The 18656-nt window shown below is 38.8% G+C and carries 17 protein-coding genes; 11 read left to right on the plus strand and 6 right to left on the minus strand.

What is annotated here, in order from left to right:
* Positions 1–11: 11 nt before the first annotated feature.
* The 6 genes from MLC35_RS07470 to MLC35_RS07495 form a co-directional block, all read right to left on the minus strand.
* Positions 12–1826, minus strand: a complete 1815-nt coding sequence (locus MLC35_RS07470) for a putative nucleotidyltransferase substrate binding domain-containing protein (protein WP_434636430.1) — start codon at positions 1824–1826, stop codon at positions 12–14.
* Between the two features lie 2 nt (positions 1827–1828).
* Positions 1829–3496, minus strand: a complete 1668-nt coding sequence (locus MLC35_RS07475; RefSeq protein WP_151900056.1) for a cation acetate symporter — start codon at positions 3494–3496, stop codon at positions 1829–1831.
* A complete protein-coding gene (locus MLC35_RS07480) occupies positions 3489–3812 on the minus strand; it encodes a DUF485 domain-containing protein (RefSeq protein WP_151900055.1) in 324 nt (107 codons plus the stop codon). Before MLC35_RS07480 ends, MLC35_RS07475 begins: the two co-directional genes overlap by 8 nt.
* 14 nt (positions 3813–3826) lie before the next feature.
* Positions 3827–5260, minus strand: coding sequence for an OprD family outer membrane porin (locus MLC35_RS07485; RefSeq protein ID WP_434636432.1), 1434 nt, complete (start codon positions 5258–5260; stop codon positions 3827–3829).
* 398 nt (positions 5261–5658) lie between these two features.
* The gene (locus tag MLC35_RS07490) at positions 5659–6312 is read right to left on the minus strand and encodes a response regulator transcription factor (protein ID WP_151900053.1); all 654 of its coding nucleotides are present in this window, start codon (positions 6310–6312) and stop codon (positions 5659–5661) included.
* Positions 6312–7505, minus strand: a complete 1194-nt coding sequence (locus MLC35_RS07495; RefSeq protein ID WP_434636434.1) for a sensor histidine kinase — start codon at positions 7503–7505, stop codon at positions 6312–6314. The genes MLC35_RS07490 and MLC35_RS07495 overlap by 1 nt, the downstream gene beginning before the upstream one ends.
* Before the next feature lie 123 nt (positions 7506–7628).
* Between MLC35_RS07495 and MLC35_RS07500 the strand changes: the two genes are divergently transcribed.
* From MLC35_RS07500 to MLC35_RS07550, 11 genes are all read left to right on the plus strand, one after another.
* Complete coding sequence (locus MLC35_RS07500; protein WP_151900051.1) at positions 7629–8135, plus strand: peptidylprolyl isomerase; 507 nt, start codon at positions 7629–7631, stop codon at positions 8133–8135.
* A gap of 145 nt (positions 8136–8280) precedes the next feature.
* On the plus strand, positions 8281–9366 hold the full coding sequence (locus MLC35_RS07505) for an epoxyqueuosine reductase QueH (RefSeq protein ID WP_434638305.1): 1086 nt from the start codon (positions 8281–8283) through the stop codon (positions 9364–9366).
* 50 nt (positions 9367–9416) lie between these two features.
* Positions 9417–9866, plus strand: coding sequence for a 3-hydroxyacyl-ACP dehydratase FabZ (gene fabZ / locus MLC35_RS07510; RefSeq protein WP_151900049.1), 450 nt, complete (start codon positions 9417–9419; stop codon positions 9864–9866).
* A gap of 11 nt (positions 9867–9877) precedes the next feature.
* Positions 9878–10663, plus strand: coding sequence for an acyl-ACP--UDP-N-acetylglucosamine O-acyltransferase (lpxA, locus tag MLC35_RS07515; protein ID WP_418640467.1), 786 nt, complete (start codon positions 9878–9880; stop codon positions 10661–10663).
* On the plus strand, positions 10660–11904 hold the full coding sequence (gene clpX, locus MLC35_RS07520) for an ATP-dependent Clp protease ATP-binding subunit ClpX (RefSeq protein WP_151900047.1): 1245 nt from the start codon (positions 10660–10662) through the stop codon (positions 11902–11904). Before lpxA ends, clpX begins: the two co-directional genes overlap by 4 nt.
* Before the next feature lie 10 nt (positions 11905–11914).
* Complete coding sequence (locus MLC35_RS07525; RefSeq protein WP_151900046.1) at positions 11915–12952, plus strand: rod shape-determining protein; 1038 nt, start codon at positions 11915–11917, stop codon at positions 12950–12952.
* Complete coding sequence (gene mreC / locus MLC35_RS07530; protein ID WP_434636436.1) at positions 12945–13706, plus strand: rod shape-determining protein MreC; 762 nt, start codon at positions 12945–12947, stop codon at positions 13704–13706. The genes MLC35_RS07525 and mreC overlap by 8 nt, the downstream gene beginning before the upstream one ends.
* Positions 13703–14452 (plus strand): MipA/OmpV family protein, encoded by a 750-nt coding sequence (locus MLC35_RS07535; RefSeq protein ID WP_151900044.1) that lies wholly within the window; start codon positions 13703–13705, stop codon positions 14450–14452. The genes mreC and MLC35_RS07535 overlap by 4 nt, the downstream gene beginning before the upstream one ends.
* A 69-nt stretch (positions 14453–14521) precedes the next feature.
* Complete coding sequence (gene carB, locus MLC35_RS07540; RefSeq protein ID WP_434636440.1) at positions 14522–17779, plus strand: carbamoyl-phosphate synthase large subunit; 3258 nt, start codon at positions 14522–14524, stop codon at positions 17777–17779.
* Positions 17740–18213 (plus strand): Sua5/YciO/YrdC/YwlC family protein, encoded by a 474-nt coding sequence (locus MLC35_RS07545; RefSeq protein WP_151900042.1) that lies wholly within the window; start codon positions 17740–17742, stop codon positions 18211–18213. The genes carB and MLC35_RS07545 overlap by 40 nt, the downstream gene beginning before the upstream one ends.
* Positions 18210–18656 carry a hypothetical protein gene (locus tag MLC35_RS07550; RefSeq protein ID WP_151900041.1) on the plus strand — a complete coding sequence of 149 codons (447 nt, stop codon included), beginning with the start codon at positions 18210–18212 and terminating at the stop codon, positions 18654–18656. Before MLC35_RS07545 ends, MLC35_RS07550 begins: the two co-directional genes overlap by 4 nt.

Below are 18656 nucleotides of genomic sequence, written 5' to 3' on the forward strand. Positions count from 1 at the left end.
AGAAAAAAGCATTACGAAACCATTTCCAAATGAAAATGAAAACTAATAAACTTTTTCAGTTTATCTACCACTTTAAAACTGTCTTTGAGCAAATCCCGGCTTGTTTTGTCCAAACCTTTTGGATTTATATAATTGATATCTTTTTGATCCTTTGCATACAGCATTGTTTTGAGCCTCACAGACAACAGAGTATCAAAACTTTCTATGAGTTCTGTCGCAAAAACTTTATCAAAAACACCTCGGTTGTTCAACTCTTTGATACGTTCGATTGTATTGTTTTTTTTGATTTTATTCTCCAGTGCCAGACATTTTATGCCGTGAACAATTGCAAATATACCGCCTTTTTTCAAATCCAGTTTGTTTTCATGCTCTTTGTCAAGCTTAAAACCGCTAAAAAGAGAAATAGGTGTTTCAAAAAAAAGCGTTGCTTTTGCAAGATGTGCCAAAACATCATCTCTCTTCTCAAAACGCGCAAACAAATGTTCTTTTGCCGCATTCACTAAAGTACAATCACCCGCAACACACTTTGCATCTAAAAATATACTCAAGTTTTGTAAACTGTTTCCTTCAAAACTTGCTATCCAGTTATCTATTTCATTTTTAAAGTCCCCTAAATTACGACGCCAGTACGCATTACTGACCATAACATTGCCCTCACACTTGACAAACCCTATTTCTAAAAGCGCCCTGTTGAGTTTATGCATAGGCTCTCCAAAAAGTTCTGTATCCATATCATCGGCAATGATCAGAGCATTGTCCTGATCGGTTTTGAGTATCTGCTCCTCTCTGCCCTCAGAACCCATTATCATAAGAGCACATTTTTCCTGTAAAGATTCATCAACGTACATCGTAAAAACTTTTGCATATATTTTTTGGTTGAGTGTTGCAACAAGTTTGCTGATATAACGTACTTTTACACCATTGGAATCAAGTGTTGTTACAAGATTTTTTAATCCGTTTTGAACCTCTTTTAAATCATCAATATTCTCTGCTTTGTCTATTTGCACAGAAATCAGGTAAGAATGGTTTGCAAAATAACTCAACAAATCCAACTGCTCTAGTATCCCGACAATTTCATCACCCTCTTTTACAACCAAGCGCTTAATCGCATTATGTGTCATAAGCACCAAAGCATTAAATAAAAAGTCACTCTTCTCAATAGCAATAATATTTTTAGATGCTATATGCACAATGGCATCACTTACATCATATTTACCCATCAAAACCTTCTCTCTCAAGTCCGTATCCGTAACTATACCGCAGCTGTTTTCATCCCTTACGAGAATACATGTAGCCTTAAGATTTTTCATTTCTTTTAAAGCATCTGCTATTGTTGTGTCTTGTGCAACAATACAAACAGCATGAAGATAAATATCTTTTACCTGAGATACCAAAAAAGGAGTTAATTGACTCTGCTGTGAGTATTCTTTTAAATGTTGATGGCGTGTAATAAAATCTTGTAAAAAATACTCTTGTATGCGTTTGTTTTGTATCAATTCCAAAAAATCTTCTTTTTGAATCTCATAACAAATCAAATCTTCACTGACAACAAACCTGTTTTGTGTTGTCCCGTAAATCAAAGCATCCGCATCAAAGCTGTCACCTTCACCGTAAACAGTATGCAGTGTATCATCAATATACTCGGACACATATCCTTTTATGATAATATAAAAAGCAACAGATGGAAGGTTTTTGCTGATGAGCAGCGTATCTTTAGGGTAATATGCAATGTCGATTTTTTGCATCAGCTTACTCAGTTCCTCTGAACTGAGTAAGCCAAAAGGGTGAATAGACTCAATAAGTTTTTTTTGGTCTAAGATGCTCATAGTTAATGCTCGGATGCACCCTCGGCACCAATACCTGTCTGACTTCTGATGTATTGTGCTTCAAAAGCCTCCATCTCTTGTGCTGCAGCCTCTGATTTGTCCGTTACTGAGAAAAACCAGATACCGACAAAGGCAACACTCACAGAAAAGAGTGCCGGGTATTTATACGGGAAAATCGCTTCGGCATTGCCAAAAATCTGTACCCAGACAATCGGACCAAGGATGACAAGCATGACAGCTGTAGCCAGTCCCAAGGTTCCTCCGATGACAGCGCCACGCGTTGTAAGTTTTTTCCAGTACATGGAGAGTAAAAGTACAGGAAAGTTGGCAGAGGCTGCTATTGCAAACGCAAGCCCGACAACAAAAGCAATATTTTGTTTTTCAAATGCTATTCCCATAATAATAGCTACGATTCCCAAAACAACAGTAGCAATTTTTGAAACTTTCATCTCTTTAAGCCCGTCAATTTCACCTTTTTTGTACACAGAAGCATACAGGTCATGTGAAATTGCAGAAGCACCTGCCAGTGTCAGACCCGAAACAACGGCCAGAATTGTTGCAAATGCCACAGCAGAGATAAATCCAAGGAAGAAGTCACCGCCAACAGCATGAGACAAATGTATGGCTGCCATATTGTTTCCGCCAAGAATAGGAAATCCGCCGCTTATGGCCTGTTTTGCCAGATCCAGATACTGAGGATTTTTATACACCATTACAATTGCGCCAAAACCGATGATGAACGTCAGTATATAAAAATAACCGATAAAACCTGTTGCATAAAATACCGACTTTCGTGCTTCTTTTGCATTGCCTACTGTAAAAAATCTCATCAGGATATGAGGGAGACCTGCTGTACCGAACATCAAGGCGACGGCTAAAGATATTGCAGAAACAGGGTCCGAAACGAGTCCGCCCGGAGACATTATTTCTATACCTTTTAATTCTGTTGCATGGGCAAACAATGCTCCAAAACTGAAATCATAATGCGCCATTACAGCAATAGCCATAAAAGTAGCTCCTGAAAGCAGTAAGAATGCTTTGATAATCTGCACCCAGGTTGTTGCGAGCATACCGCCAAATGTTACATAAAGAATCATTAAAACACCAACCAGAATAACCGCTACTTCATACTGCAGACCAAATAAAAGCTGTATTAACTTTCCAGAACCGACCATTTGAGCGATAAGGTAAAGAATAACAGTTGCAATAGAACCAAATGCAGCCAATATACGAATAGGTTTTTGGCGTAGTCTGTAAGAAGCAACATCCGCAAAGGTATATTTGCCTAAATTTCGCAAAGGTTCTGCAATAATGAATAGAATAATCGGCCAGCCGACCAAAAATCCGATCGAATAGATAAGTCCGTCATACCCTTTGAGATAAACAAGTCCGGAAATTCCCAAAAAGGATGCCGCAGACATATAGTCTCCTGCAATGGCCATACCGTTTTGCAGCCCTGTAATGCCACCGCCTGCTGTGTAGAAATCTTTCGCAGACTTTGTTCTTTTGGCTGCCCAGTATGTTATGCCCAAAGTTGCACCGACAAAAATAACAAACATAACAATTGCCGGAACATTCAGCGGCTGTTTTTGAATTTCACCGTTGATAGTTCCGGAGGCAAATGCCGCGATACTGCCGAAAATTAAAAATAAAAATATTCTGTTAAACATCTAGGCGCTCCTTTAATTTGTTTTTTACTTTATTTGCCAGATCATCAAACTCACTGTTTGCTCTTTTTGTATATATGCCTGTCAATATAAAAGCAAATACGATTACAGCCATACCGACAGGAATACCTATGGTTGTCACTGCCTCACTAGAGAGGGGCACTGCCAATGCCGAGGGATCAAAAGCTATTGTAAGTATAAATGCAAAATAGACTACAAGCATCGCTATTGTTAATTTTAGAGCAAAACCCTGTCTTGTCTTTACAAGTTTCTGGTAATCAGGATCTGCTTTTATCTGTTGTATCTGTTCTTTGGTCATAATTTTTCCTTGTATTAGAAATTATAGTTTGCAATGAGTCTGTACTCATTCCAACCGGTGTCACTTCCTGGAGTTGCTTCCGCAAATTTTCTGGGAAAATTTCCGCGAAAACGAAGCTGCAGTTTTTCAACTGCTTTTGGGTAGTATTTGATGTCAAACCCAGCTTCTGTTGCTGTTCTTGCTATACCGTATCCGGAGTTTGCATCTGTATCAAAAGCGACATAATAGGCAGCAGTTGAAAGGTTGACTCCATGTTGTTTGAAGTTATAGACAGCAGCAGCTTTTGTTGCTTTTGTTCCCGCTAAAAACATATGACGGGTCACCATACCTTGAGTATATGCCGGCATGCCGCCAAACTGTGTAAGTATCGCATTTTTGTAAGAATCATCTCCTGCATTGTTTGAAGATGTTTGGGAGTAGGCAATATATGCAGCAAAACCTTCATATTTTGCCCCGACTTTACCCGCCCAGTAAAAAGAATCTACCTCACCGGACCCTCCCAGCGGAGAGTACTGCATATATTTTCCGCCAACACTGTTTTGTTTAATCATCTGCACTTTTACAAACGGTTTTACATTGCTGTTGAGCAGACAGTTCCAGGAGACTCCTGTGTCAGCGTAGAGTGTATTGTAAAGATTCCATGCATAATCATTTGAGACATCTACATGAAAGTTTTTCGTTGTATATTTCAGTTGAATATTTGTAACACCGGCAGTTTTTCTTCCGGTTGTTGCAAGTCCCAAGTTCAGATACTCTCCGGTTTGTACTCCTGTTGAAGCATTGATCCCTCTTGAAGTGTACCCTGAAGTAGCGGCAAGTATTCCGCCGGCAGAATAGATATTTGAGAATGTTCCATAAGCGATTCTGTCTACATGTGCTATCTGAAGAGTAATATTTTTCACATCCTTGCTTACAAACTTGTATGCTCTGAAAGTATTTGGAAGCGTTCTTGCATCATCTGATCCCATCATTAAAGAGTCATATCTCTGATAACCAAGCTTGGCATCACTTTTTAGCCCATATTCACTGAAATTGTATCCAAGATATCCCTCACCTAGAATTGAATATGACTTGTATCCGGTTCCAAGAAGTGCCGGTGACTGGGCAGTGTGTTGCTGTATACCCAAATCCTGCACTGTATAAAAAGCCGCAGCCAACCGAATACCGCTTAATGCAGCTGTTTCAAACTTGAGATGACCTCCTAAAACAGCAGCATCTCTGTGCGTATCTGCCCCTGAACCACCCTGATACTGTCTGTCCACATAAAACATTCTAATCTGACCGCTTGTTTTTCCTTTTGCAAACATGTCTTTTATGTCATCAGAAAGAACATGCACCTCTTGTTTCTCTTCAACACCGTGCTTTAACTTTATATTTACACCGTCGTAATCAGCATATACACTTGTCACCAATGCTGTAACAAACATACTTAATGCAATTTTTTTCATGTAATCCTCCACTTTTAGATAAGTGCCTGACAAGAATAAATGACATATTTAACAACATACAAAGGATTTAGTTGCAAGGCGAACTTTTGTTGGCGATGCTAGCATCGTTAACGGAAGTTCAACGCAGAAAATGAGTCCTTTGCATGTTGCCCTTCGGGTGAAGAGAGAAAACAGAACCTAACTTCGTTGAAAACCCTTGAAGCTACTAGTAGCTTCTGCGAATTTTCGCCTTGTAGCTTCTATTTTCTCTCTTCATTAAATTATGTCATTTATTCTTGTCAGGCACTTAAGATAATCATAAATCCAAAACATAGCATTAACGTAGCAATTCATATTTTTAACACAAAATTGCAATTTAATCTCTGGCGTGTATCAATATGTAACAAACAATACCCTGCTCATTTTTCTATCATATATCCCATGCCTCTGACATTAACAATAATATCTTCTTTTAAACTTTTTTTCAGTCTGTTAATCTCTGCTCTTATGGTTGCATTATCTACGATTTGTTCATCCCATACATACATGCGAAACTGTTCAAAATCAACTATTCTGCTTCTGTTCCTGGCTAAAATATCTATAATTTGCGATTGTTTTTTTGTAAGAATCTGGGGAGTGTTCTGAAACAAAAGTGTATTGTTTTCCTGGTCATACATATAGTTTTTTGAAAGCCTGAGAAAAACCAGAGGAATATCTTTGTCTGTTAAAATTCTGTCAATTTTCAAAGCAAGTTCTTTTAGGTGAAAGGGTTTTTTCAAGTAATCATAGCATCCCAGATCATAGGCACGGGAGATATCTTCTATATCTACCAGAGCGCTGATATAAATGCTGGGTGTATGAATTTTGATGGCATGAAGCTTTTCCAAAAGTGTCAATCCGTCTATATTTGGTACAGAGATATCCAAAATCAATAAATCATAGTCGTCTTTTTGAAGATTTTCAAATGCTTCAAGACCGTCTGTAAAACTTACAACAAGATGTCCCTGCTCCTGCAGATACTCCTGTATAGACTCGTTTAGCATTATTTCGTCTTCCAGTAAAAGAATTTTCATTATTCACCCATCATTTTAAATTTATATTCAAATGTAGTCAGTTTGTCAGTTGATGCAATATCTATGCTCACATTGTCTTCTTCACAAATATTTTTCACCAACTGCAGTCCCAATCCAAATCCTTTGACATTGTCATTTTCCCTGTAGTATGCATCAAAAATTTTCTCCGGATCTTTTATAATTTTAGACTTGCTTGATACACTAAACATTACATCTGCTCCTGTTTGCTTTACATGTAAGAAGACTGTTTCCTCCGGCAAAGTGTATTTGATGGCATTTGTAATAGTATTGTCTACAATACGCTGAAGTTTTGTTTCATTAAAATAAATATAAACCTTGTCCAAATCACTGCTGTATTTAAAATCAATTTTAGACAGATGTGCAACATCTCTAAAAAACTCTATCCGCATGCCGAGATACGAAACCAGTTCAATTGAAACTTTGGGATACGGCACCTGGTCTTTTTTTACCAAATAACTCAAATCATCATATATATTAAATATATTTTTTGCAGCCGCTTCTATTTTGGACAATTGTCTGTCCTTTTTATTTTTCATTTCATACAGTTCTATACTCGTCAAAATAACACTCAGAGGCGTGTTTGTTTCATGCACAGTGTAGCGTAAAAACTCTTTTTGTGCAGCCAGTATCTCTTCTGAAAACTTTTTTTCTTGTAAAAGTTTTGCATTTGCCTGTTCTAAATACAATGTTTTCTTTTGTACCTTTTTTTCAAGAATAAGATTGATCTCTTTTAATGATAGCTTTTGCTGATTTATTGTCTTTACCATTTCATTTGCATACAGAACCATCTCTTTAAATTCTTTAAAAAAAATCTCATCAGGACTCAGCAATGCTTCCCTGTGTGCCGCATTTTTAAAAAAATTTAAAAATACATGCATATCATTTTGAATCAACGCATAAAATATCTTATACAACCCGAGCATGATTGCAAAAAGTATAAAAGAGAGTGTCACAATAGCCAAAGTGTTTTTTATCAGAAGCCTTTTGAGCTGTTTTTGTGTATCTCCGTAATCAGCCACACTGTGTTCCTGCCTGTAAAGCGCTTTTTCATAATCCTGATAATTTTCTTTTATCAGCAAATAGGCAAATATAATGACAAAAACCAATATGACAACAGTTGTGACGGTATTGGCCTGCTTGATAGTCAAAGATGTAAATCTGTTCTTTTGCATTTTTTATCCCTGTTTTTCTCAATAAAATTATACCGCTTTTAATTCCAAACTTAATTTTAAAAGCACAAGACATATTTATAAAAATTTAACTATAATAACAAAAAATAAAATAAAGAGGTTTATATGTTTGGAAAAGCACAACTCAAAGAATACAATTTAAGCGAAGAAGAATTATCAAAACTGCAATATGCAAAAATCGTAACAAACAAAGGCGATATCTGGATTAAACTTTATCCGGAGGAAACACCAAATACCGTTGCAAACTTTGCACATTTGGCACAAACAGGATTTTATGACAATCTCAGCTTCCACCGTGTAATCCCCGGTTTTATGGCACAGGGCGGTTGTCCGCAGGGAACAGGAACAGGTGGTCCGGGCTGGTCTATAGCATGCGAAACCGATAAAAATACACATAAACATGTCAAAGGAACACTTTCTATGGCACATGCAGGACAAAACACAGGCGGCAGCCAGTTCTTTATCTGTTTTGTTCCCTGCCCGCATCTTGACGGTGTCCATACAGTTTTTGGCGGTATTGAAGAGAATGATGCTGAAAGCTTTGCGGTTTTAGATTCAATTGAAGGACAGGATGAGATCAAAACTATAGAGATTCACGAAAAAAGAGACTGATTTTTTCGCAGGCAAGATTAAAACCTCAATCTCGGAACCGGCACTTCAGTGCCGGCTGTTGCAACAGCCTTGCCATTCTCAGCCCGGACTGAAGTCCGCGTTTTGAAAAATACTCATAACCTAAAACATCTTTCAAGGAAAAACCATCTTAGTACATATTTGTTGCAGTGTTGACTCACACTTCTTTCTGGAAAAACTTCAAAAAGATTTTCCAGATGAAAAACTGACCGGCTTTTTTTACGACCCGAATATCCATCCCTATTCCGAATATCAGCTGCGCCTGCTTGATGTCAAGCGCTCCTGCAAAAAACTCGGTATCGAATTGATTGAGGGTGAATATGACTATGAAAACTGGCTTGAAGCAGTTCGTGGACTGGAAAATGAACCTGAAAAAGGGGCTCGTTGTGAAGTCTGTTTTGACAAACGTTTCACAACAAGTGCAAAAAAAGCCCTCGAACTCGGTGAAAAAAAAATAACAACCACTCTGTTGGTAAGTCCGCTCAAGTCCCAGGAACAGCTCAAACGTGTCGGTGATGAATTTTATAAAAGTCACGGTGTTGAGTTTGTAGCCGTTGACTACAGAAGCGGCGGCGGGACACAGGATCAAAGCCGTGTCACAAAAGAAGAACAACTCTACCGTCAGGACTATTGCGGCTGTATTTTCGGGCTTACCATGCAGCGGGATCAGCAAAACAGACTGATGGATGAAATGTTTTCACCAATTTCAGGACAGACACTTCCTGCCTCAATTGAAGAACGTCTTTACATGTACACCAAAAGAAACGAACTGGAAGAGGAAGGCAAAGAGTACAGAATAATTAAACAAAAATTTCTTAACTATAGACAGTTTGGCTTTAAGCTCACAGCAGGAAAAAAAGAGAGCATAGAAGCCTATGCTATGAGTTATTCCACACTGCCGAGAAAAAAAGCACAGGGACGTATAGAATTTTCACACAATGGTGTGCATTATTTTAATCGTGAAGAGATAAAATTTATCACTTTGCAAACCTACAATGACTTGGGCAAATCAACTTATAAATCTCTCAAAGAGCTTATTTACAACCCCTTGGACTTTGAAAAAGAACAGAGACTCAGAGCTGTTGTATCGGGCTCAAATTATGACATAACTCCCATAATAGTTGTCAAGGATATACCGGAGACAAAGCTTAGCATTGAATTGAATGCAAAAGTATATGAAGATACCAAAGAAAAACTTATTATCTTTTCTTAACAATAAATTAGATAAAATATCAAAAAAATATTGTTATAAGGTTTATAAATATGCTTATGGATGTTACAGAAATACAAAAAATTCTTCCTCACCGTTATCCTTTTTTGTTGGTTGACAGAGTTACTCAGCTAGAAAAAGGAAAATCGGTCACTGCTTACAAAAATGTCTCTATTTCAGAGCCTGTTTTTCAGGGACACTTTCCTGGCCATCCTATATATCCGGGTGTCATGATTTTAGAAGGCATGGCGCAAGCCGGTGGAATTTTGTCATTTTTAAGTATGGGAGATTTGACGGAGGAAGAGATTGCAAACAAAGTAGTCTATTTCATGAGCATCGACAAAGCAAAATTCAGAACTCCTGTAAAACCGGGAGACAAACTCGAATACAGAATTTCTGTCATAAAACAAAAAGGTACTATCTGGATGCTTAAAGGTGAAGCATATGTTGATGACAAATTAGCAAGCGAAGCGGAACTCAAAGCTATGATAGTTGACAAGTAAAGGATTTATTTTTGTCTCAAATATCTCAACTTGCCGTTATTGAAGACGGCGCGACAATCGGAGAAAATGTTACAATCGGACCGTTTTGCTTTATCTCAAGTGAAGCAACGATTGGCAATGGAACAAGCATAGATGCAAACAGTTGTATTTACGGAAAAACAACTATCGGCAAAAACAACAAAATTTTTTCACATGCAGTCATCGGTTCAATTCCGCAGGACCTGAAATTCAACGGTGAAGATGTTGAACTTATCATCGGCGATAACAATACTATCCGTGAATTTACCCTTTTTAACCCTGGGACAAAAGGCGGCGGCGGAAAAACCATCATAGGCAACGACAACCTCTTTATGGGATACGTTCACCTCGGACATGATGTCATCATCGGCAATCACTGTATCTTGGCAAACGCGGCAACACTTGCGGGGCATGTGGAACTTGGCAACTATGTTGTCATTGGCGGCATGACACCAATTCACCAGTTTGTCCATGTAGGCGATTATGCCATGGTGGGAGGCGCATCAGCTTTGGCACAGGATATTCCTCCCTTTTGTATGGCAGAGGGAAACCGTGCTTCGCTCAGAGGACTTAATTTAACGGGACTCAGAAGACATTTGTCAAGAGATGACATCAATGCCCTCAAATCAGCCTACAGAGAACTTTTTGAATCAGGCAGACCACTCAAAGATACAGCAAGCGAACTGCTGGAAAATTCAGACAATCATTATGTAAAAGATTTATGTAACTTTGTCATTACAACAAAACGCGGAATTCCGTTTGAAAGGAAAAAAGTATGATACACAGACATTGCAGCTTTTGTGATGCAAGCGAAAGCGAACAAAACCCTCTTATAGCAGGCAACGGTGTTTACATTTGTAAAAACTGTGTTGTTTCAGCTTACAAAATAATGTTTGGTGATGAAAAAGAACTTGCAAAAGAGAACAACAGCGAACTTGTTGATGCAGTACACAAACTTATGACACCAAAAGAACTGGATGCTTTTTTGGGTGAGTATATTATAGGACAGGAAAGAGCAAGAAAGCTCCTGAGTGTTGCTGTTTATAATCACTACAAGCGTATATTTAAAATGCACAAATCAGATGAAGATGATACAGAAATTTCAAAGTCAAACATTCTGCTTATCGGTCCTACAGGAAGCGGTAAGACACTTATGGCACAAACTATTGCACGAGTATTGAATGTCCCTATCGCCATTGCGGATGCAACAAGTCTGACAGAAGCCGGATATGTAGGTGAAGATGTTGAAAACATTTTGACAAAGCTCATTCAGGCAGCTGACGGTGATGTAGAACGGGCGCAAAAAGGCATCATTTTTCTTGATGAAGTTGACAAAGTTTCACGTATGAGTGAAAACCGCTCCATTACCCGCGATGTTTCGGGAGAAGGTGTCCAGCAGGCACTTTTAAAAATCATCGAAGGCTCTTCTGTCAATATTCCGCCAAAAGGGGGAAGAAAACATCCAAATCAGGAGTTTACAGCTATTGATACTACAAATATTTTATTTATCTGTGGCGGTGCCTTTGACGGACTTGAAGATATTTTAAAGCGCAAACAGGGCGAAAATGTTCTTGGTTTCGGACAGGAAAAGAAGACAAAAGAAGAGAAAAAACCTACATTTGACATGGTTGAACCGGATGACCTGGTTCATTACGGACTTATTCCTGAGCTTGTCGGACGTCTGCCTATCATTGCATCACTCAATGAAATCACTGAAGATGACATGGTACGCATTTTAACAGAGCCGAAAAACTCACTTGTAAGACAGTACAAAAAACTTTTTGCCATAGATGATGTGGAACTGAACTTTGAAGAAGATGCACTCCGTGCCATAGCAAAAAAGGCCATCAAAAGAAAAACAGGAGCACGGGGACTTCGCGCAATTTTAGAAGAGAGTATGATAGATATCATGTATGAACTCCCTGAATACAGCGGTTATGAAGTAATGATCACAAAAGAAGTCATTGAAAATGGCGAACAGCCTCTTTATATTAAGAAAACAACACAAAAAACAGCATAAGGCACAATAAATGATATTTAATAAAATAGTCGGACTTTTTTCAAATGACCTTTCTATCGACTTGGGAACTGCCAATACAATTGTCATAGCAAAGGGGCGCGGGATTATCATTAATGAACCTTCTGTTGTTGCTGTCAAAACCGAAAAATATGGACAACAGCGTGTACTCGCTGTCGGACATGAAGCAAAAGAGATGGTGGGAAAAACTCCGGGAAATATCAAAGCCATCCGTCCTATGCGTGACGGTGTTATTGCCGATTTTGACATGACTGAAAAGATGATTCGCAAGTTCATTGAAAAAGCACACGGAAGAAGTTCTTTAATATCTCCCCGTATTATCATCTGTGTGCCTTACGGCTTAACACAGGTTGAAAGAAAGGCTGTTCGCGAGTCTGCTTTAAGTGCCGGAGCACGCGAAGTTTTTCTCATAGAAGAGCCTATGGCAGCAGCTATCGGAGCCGGCATAGATATTCGGGAACCACAAGGGAATCTTGTTGTAGACATTGGTGGCGGTACAACTGAAATAGGTGTTGTCTCTTTGGGCGGTTTGGTACTCTCAAAGTCCATCCGTACAGCCGGAGATAAAATCGATCAGGGAATCGTCAACTATGTGAGAAAAAAATACAATCTCCTCATAGGAGAGAGAGTTGCCGAAGAGATTAAAATAAACATTGGAACAGCTGTAGAACTTGACCAGGAACTTACAATGGTTGTTAACGGACGCGATCAGGTTGAAGGACTGCTGAGTTCAGTGGAACTGACAAGCGAAGATGCCAGAGAAGCGATGAAAGAGCCGCTTAAAGAAGTCGCCGAAGCACTACGGGATGTTTTAGAAAGAATGCCGCCTGATTTAGCCGGTGATATTGTAAACCACGGTATAATTTTGACGGGCGGCGGTGCTTTAATCCGTCAGCTGGACAAATATCTCTCAGATATCGTCAGAATTCCTGTTTTTGTCGCAGATGAACCTCTTTTAGCCGTTGCACGGGGAACAGGAAGAGCTTTAGAAGAGATAGACCTCCTGCAAGAACTTTTTGAGAATGAATAAAAAATCGTTTGTCTATTTTTTTATCCTGACAGCACTCTTTGTGGGTGCTTTATACTACAACAATCCTATTCAGTCTCCCATTGTTTCAGCACTCAACACCATAAAATCAAATTATCTTGACAGTATAGAATTTTTTAACAACAAAACAGACAAATATTTATTTCAGGCACAGGAAATAGAGAATCTGAAAAACAGACTGAAAAAATATGAAAATAATCATCTTCTCCTGCAGCAACTCACTTCTGAACTCAAGGATTTGTACAAAGAAAACAACTCTTCACTCACAACAGATCCCAAAGTAGAGCTTGTCCGTGCAATATCGTATGAAAAATTTGGAAATATCAACAGATTATGGATGGATATTCCAGAGTATAATGCCTCAAAAATTTACGGCTTAACCTACAAAGAGTTTGTTGCAGGAATAGTGATAGCAAAAAACAACAAACCTCTGGCACTGCTTAATTCTGACATAAAGAGTGCCTACTCTGTTTATGTAGGGAAAGAAAAAGCACCCGGTATTGCACATGGCAACAATGCCAAAAATATAGTTATCAATTTCATACCGGCCTGGTTCAGTATCAGACCCGGGGATGAAGTGATCACATCAGGTCTGGACAATATCTTTTTTAAAGGTCTCAAAGTAGGAAAGGTTCTTTCTGTTACAAGATCACAAGGCTATCAAAATGCTGTTGTTGAACAATATTACAAGGCGAATGAGCCGGGTTATTTTCATATAATAAGGAATCTAAAATGAAATATTTCATAATCTCAGTGTTGCTATTTTTACATCTTACAGCCCAAGAGAGCAAACAAGAACTTACAATCGGTGCAGGACCGTACTTTCAGAGTCAACCTTACAAAGAGGCTTCTGCCCTTGTTTTGCCTTCACCGGTAATATTTTTTGACAACTCTGTTGTATATGCAAGATGGAGCAGATTCGGTCTTTACTTTTTAGGAGACAAAAAAGCGGAATATTCCTGGGGGTTTTCCTTTACTGTACAGCCGAGAACACTTGGCTACAAGGCATCAGACTCAGTCTCTTTACAAGGAATGAGCGACAAAGACTCAACAATGGAAGGTGGTATTGCTTTTAGTGCCGGCTATAAAAACTCCAGCTATATTGAAGTAATGCTTTTGGCAGACATCCTCAACAAATATAATTCATGGGTCGGCAGTGTAGAAATTGGTGATAAGTACACAGCAGGTCAATTTACTTTTTATCCAAGTGCTGTACTCTTGTACCAACCCAGAAAATTTCTTGACTATTATTACGGAGTCAAAAATTCCGAAGCAACACTGCAGCGTCCTGCTTACATGCCAAAGGGAGGATTCTCATTTGCCGTGCAAACATATATTAAATACCCTCTGAGCAAAAAACTCGCAGCCCTTTTTAACATAAGAGCAGACAGAATTCCAAACAGTGCATACAACAGTCCTTTGGTGAACAACAAATTTATTTACTCTGGACTTGCCTCGCTTATCTACACTTTTACCTACTGACTAAACTCCTATTAAGTGCCTTTTGGCTATAATCTCTAAATTTATATAACCATATTTAAGAGGGAACAAATGCCAAAACGCACCGACATAAAAACTATTTTACTTATAGGTTCTGGCCCGATTATCATCGGTCAGGCCTGTGAATTTGATTACTCTGGAACACAGGCTGTTAAAACATTAAAAGAATTGGGTTACCGCGTTGTTCTCATCAACTCAAATCCTGCAACCATCATGACTGATCCTGAATTTGCAGACAGAACCTATATCGAACCTATCAAAGAAGATGTTATCGCCAAAATCATCAAAGATGAAAAAGTAGATGCTGTTTTGCCGACTATGGGCGGACAGACTGCACTCAATGTAGCTATGAGTATGTATGAGAAAGGGATGCTTGAAGGTGTGGAGTTTTTAGGTGCAAATCCTGAAGCAATTAACAAAGGCGAAGACAGACAGCTTTTTAATGAAGCGATGACAAAAATTGGTATGGATTTGCCAAAAAGCAGAAATGCCTACAGTGTTGAAGAGGCCATAGAAGTTGTCAAAGAGATAGGTTTTCCGGTCATCAGTCGTGCATCCTTTACACTCGCAGGCGGCGGTTCCGGTGTGGCGTATAATATGGAAGAGTTTAAAAAACTTGCCCAGGAAGGCATTTCAGCTTCACCTGTCAATGAAATCGAGATTATGGAATCTATGCTCGGCTGGAAAGAGTATGAAATGGAGGTTATCCGCGACAAAGCGGACAACTGCATCATCGTCTGTTCCATTGAAAACTTTGACCCTATGGGTGTGCATACGGGAGACTCTATTACGGTTGCCCCTGCATTAACATTGACAGACAAAGAGTATCAAAGAATGAGAGATGCCTCTTTCGCAATTTTACGTGAAGTCGGCGTTGACACAGGCGGTTCCAATGTTCAGTTTTCAATTGATCCGAAAACAGGACGCATGATTGTAATTGAGATGAATCCACGTGTATCGCGTTCATCCGCACTGGCAAGTAAGGCAACAGGCTATCCTATTGCCAAAGTAGCCACCCTTTTAGCAGTCGGATTTACCCTTGATGAAATTGAAAATGACATCACGGGAACACCTGCAGCTTTTGAACCGGTTATAGATTATGTTGTTACAAAAATACCGCGTTTTACATTTGAAAAATTTCCTGAAGCCGAAAGTACACTCAGCACATCTATGAAATCAGTCGGTGAAGTCATGGCAATCGGCCGTACGTTTAAAGAGTCTGTTCAAAAAGCACTCTGCTCTCTTGAAACAGGACTTTGCGGTTTTGATGACATTGAGGCGGATGATGAGTTTGTCAAGCATGAAATCCGTCGTCCCAATGCTGACAGAATTCTTTATGTTGCCGAAGGTTTTCGTCGCGGCATGAGTATACAGGAAATGTTTGACACCTGCCAGATTGATCCATGGTTCTTATATCAAATACAAGAGATGATGGAAACAGAAGCAACTGTCAGCGATAAAATCCTTTTTGATGAGGAGTTAATGCGAAAAGTAAAAGTTGACGGTTTTTCTGACAAAAGAATTGCACAGCTTATAGCAAAAAATTCTCAAGAAACAGTGAGTGAAGACCTGGTTTATGAAGCAAGAAAAAAGCTTGGCATCAGTTTGGAGTATAATGAAGTTGACACCTGTGCCGCTGAGTTTGAAGCACTTACTCCTTACCTCTACTCAACAACAAACATTACAAAACTGCCAAATATTACCAATCGTCAAAGCGACAAACAAAAAGTGCTTATTTTAGGCGGCGGACCAAACAGAATCGGACAGGGGATTGAATTTGACTACTGTTGTGTACATGCGGCATTTGCACTTAAAGAGATGGGCATAGAGACTATTATGTATAACTGTAATCCTGAAACGGTTTCTACCGACTATGACACATCTGACGTTCTTTATTTTGAACCGATAGATTTTGAACATGTAAGAGAAGTGATAGAAAATGAAAATCCTGATGGTATCATTGTTCATTTCGGTGGACAGACTCCACTCAAACTTGCTGATTCTTTAACAAAAATCGGTGCAAAAATTTCAGGAACTCCATCATCCGTCATTGATTTGGCAGAAGACAGAGAGCAGTTTAGTGATTTTGTAAAAGCGCACAATCTTAAACAGCCTGCAAACGGTTTGGCACGTACAAAAGAAGAATCATTTATTATAGCCGAAAGACTGGGCTATCCTGTTCTTGTTCGTCCTTCCTTTGTGCTTGGCGGACGCGGCATGCGTATCGTATATAGCGAAGATGAGCTGCGTCAATACATGGATCTTGCCATTTCTGTCTCCAACGAAGCCCCTGTCTTGGTAGACAAATTTTTGGATCAGGCAATTGAGCTTGATGTGGATTGTATCTGTGACGGCAAAGATGTCTACATCGGTTCTGTTATGCAGCACATCGAAGAGGCAGGAATACACTCGGGAGATTCGGCATGTTCACTGCCTCCTATGAATTTGACACAGGATATGATAGAAAAAGTTGAGCAGCAGACAAAAGTCATCGCACTCGGCCTTGGCGTTGTCGGACTGATGAATGTACAGTATGCAATTTATCAGGATGAAATTTATCTTATTGAAGTCAATCCTCGTGCCTCACGTACAGTTCCTTTTGTCTCAAAAGCAACCGGTATGCCTCTTGCAAAAGTAGCCACACGTGTTATGATGGGCAAAGACTTAAGAAGCTCATTAGCCTACTATGACAAATATGAAATAGTTGAAGAGCACAACGGTCTGCTTCGTCCTCGCCTCAAAGGGCATGTATCTGTCAAAGAAGCAGTATTCCCTTTCCATAAACTTTACGGTGCCGATTTGGTACTGAGTCCTGAGATGAAATCTACGGGTGAAGTAATGGGTATCAGTAAAAACTTCGGGGTAAGTTTTGCAAAAGCACAACTCAGTGCAGGAAATAATATTCCGACAGGCGGAACATGTTTCCTCTCTTTTGTTGATACAGATAAAAAACATGCTCCTGAAATAGCAAAAGGTCTGGTTGAACACGGCTTTAGACTTGTTGCAACAAAAGGGACACAAAAGGCCATAGAAGAAGCGGGTATAGCATGTGAAGTGGTTTTAAAAATTTCAGAAGGTCGTCCAAATATTGAGGACAGCATGAAAAATGATGAAATAGCAATGGCAATTAATACATCTGACAACAACACATCAAAAAAAGATGCTGTTGTCATTCGCCAAGAAGTGCTTAAAAGAAGTATTCCTTACTTTACAACGCTCAGTGCAGCAAGAGCACTGATACTCGCACTCGATGAAATGGAAGATGAAAAATGGTCAAGCTCAACAGCCCTGCAAGATTTTTTAGTATAAAAACAAATATTATTCTCTCACAAACCGACACTACTGTCGGTTTTTTATCCCAGGATGCGCCTAAGCTGTGTGCAGTAAAATCACGTCCAAATACCAAACCTTTCATTGTTGTTTATAAAAACTTCCAAGCACTGAAGAAAGACCATAAAAGAGTACCAAACACTCAGAAAAACAGAGTCAGACGCCTTAAAAAAACAACCTTTATAGTAAAAAACCATGCTTTTCGGGTTGCAGAAGATGTGGCAGACTCTTCTTGTTTGAGACAAAAGGAATGGACATACTCCACATCTGCCAATGAAAGCGGTAAAAACTTTTCAAGAACTTTTTGTGAGCAAAAAGCTGATATAATAATAGAAAACAAGAAAGGACTCTTTGAAGGTCAGGCTTCAAAACTCTATAAAATAAACCATAAAAAAATAAAGAGGTTACGATGAGCAAACTGTTCCAGGCACTGCTAAGCGGTATGTTTTTTACATTCATACTTGATTTTTTCATTATATTAGGCGTGAAACTGAATTATATCGATTTTTATGGTGTACATGTATACTACAATATTTTATTTGCAGATCATCAAAATTTCTTTTTGTTTTTATTTTTTTCTATACTTCTTGGCTATTTGGTAGTTTATGCCAGCACAAAAACAGCACTGATTGTTATAGGTTCTCTCTTTGTCCTCTCTTTTGCAACGCTTATTCCTCCTATAGGAAAAAGCATTGGAGAAATGATGCTTATGAAAAAAAACATTACACTCAAAACGGATAAATTTTTCTATCATGGTGATCTCTACTATGATGGAAGAAAAAATGTAACATTTTACGATTATGAACTAAAAAAAGTTATAATTCTAGATAAAAATAAAATTCGAGGTCAATATTAG

Source organism: Sulfurimonas sp. NW7, from assembly GCF_051132265.1.
Classification (GTDB): Bacteria; Campylobacterota; Campylobacteria; order Campylobacterales; family Sulfurimonadaceae; genus Sulfurimonas; species Sulfurimonas hydrogeniphila.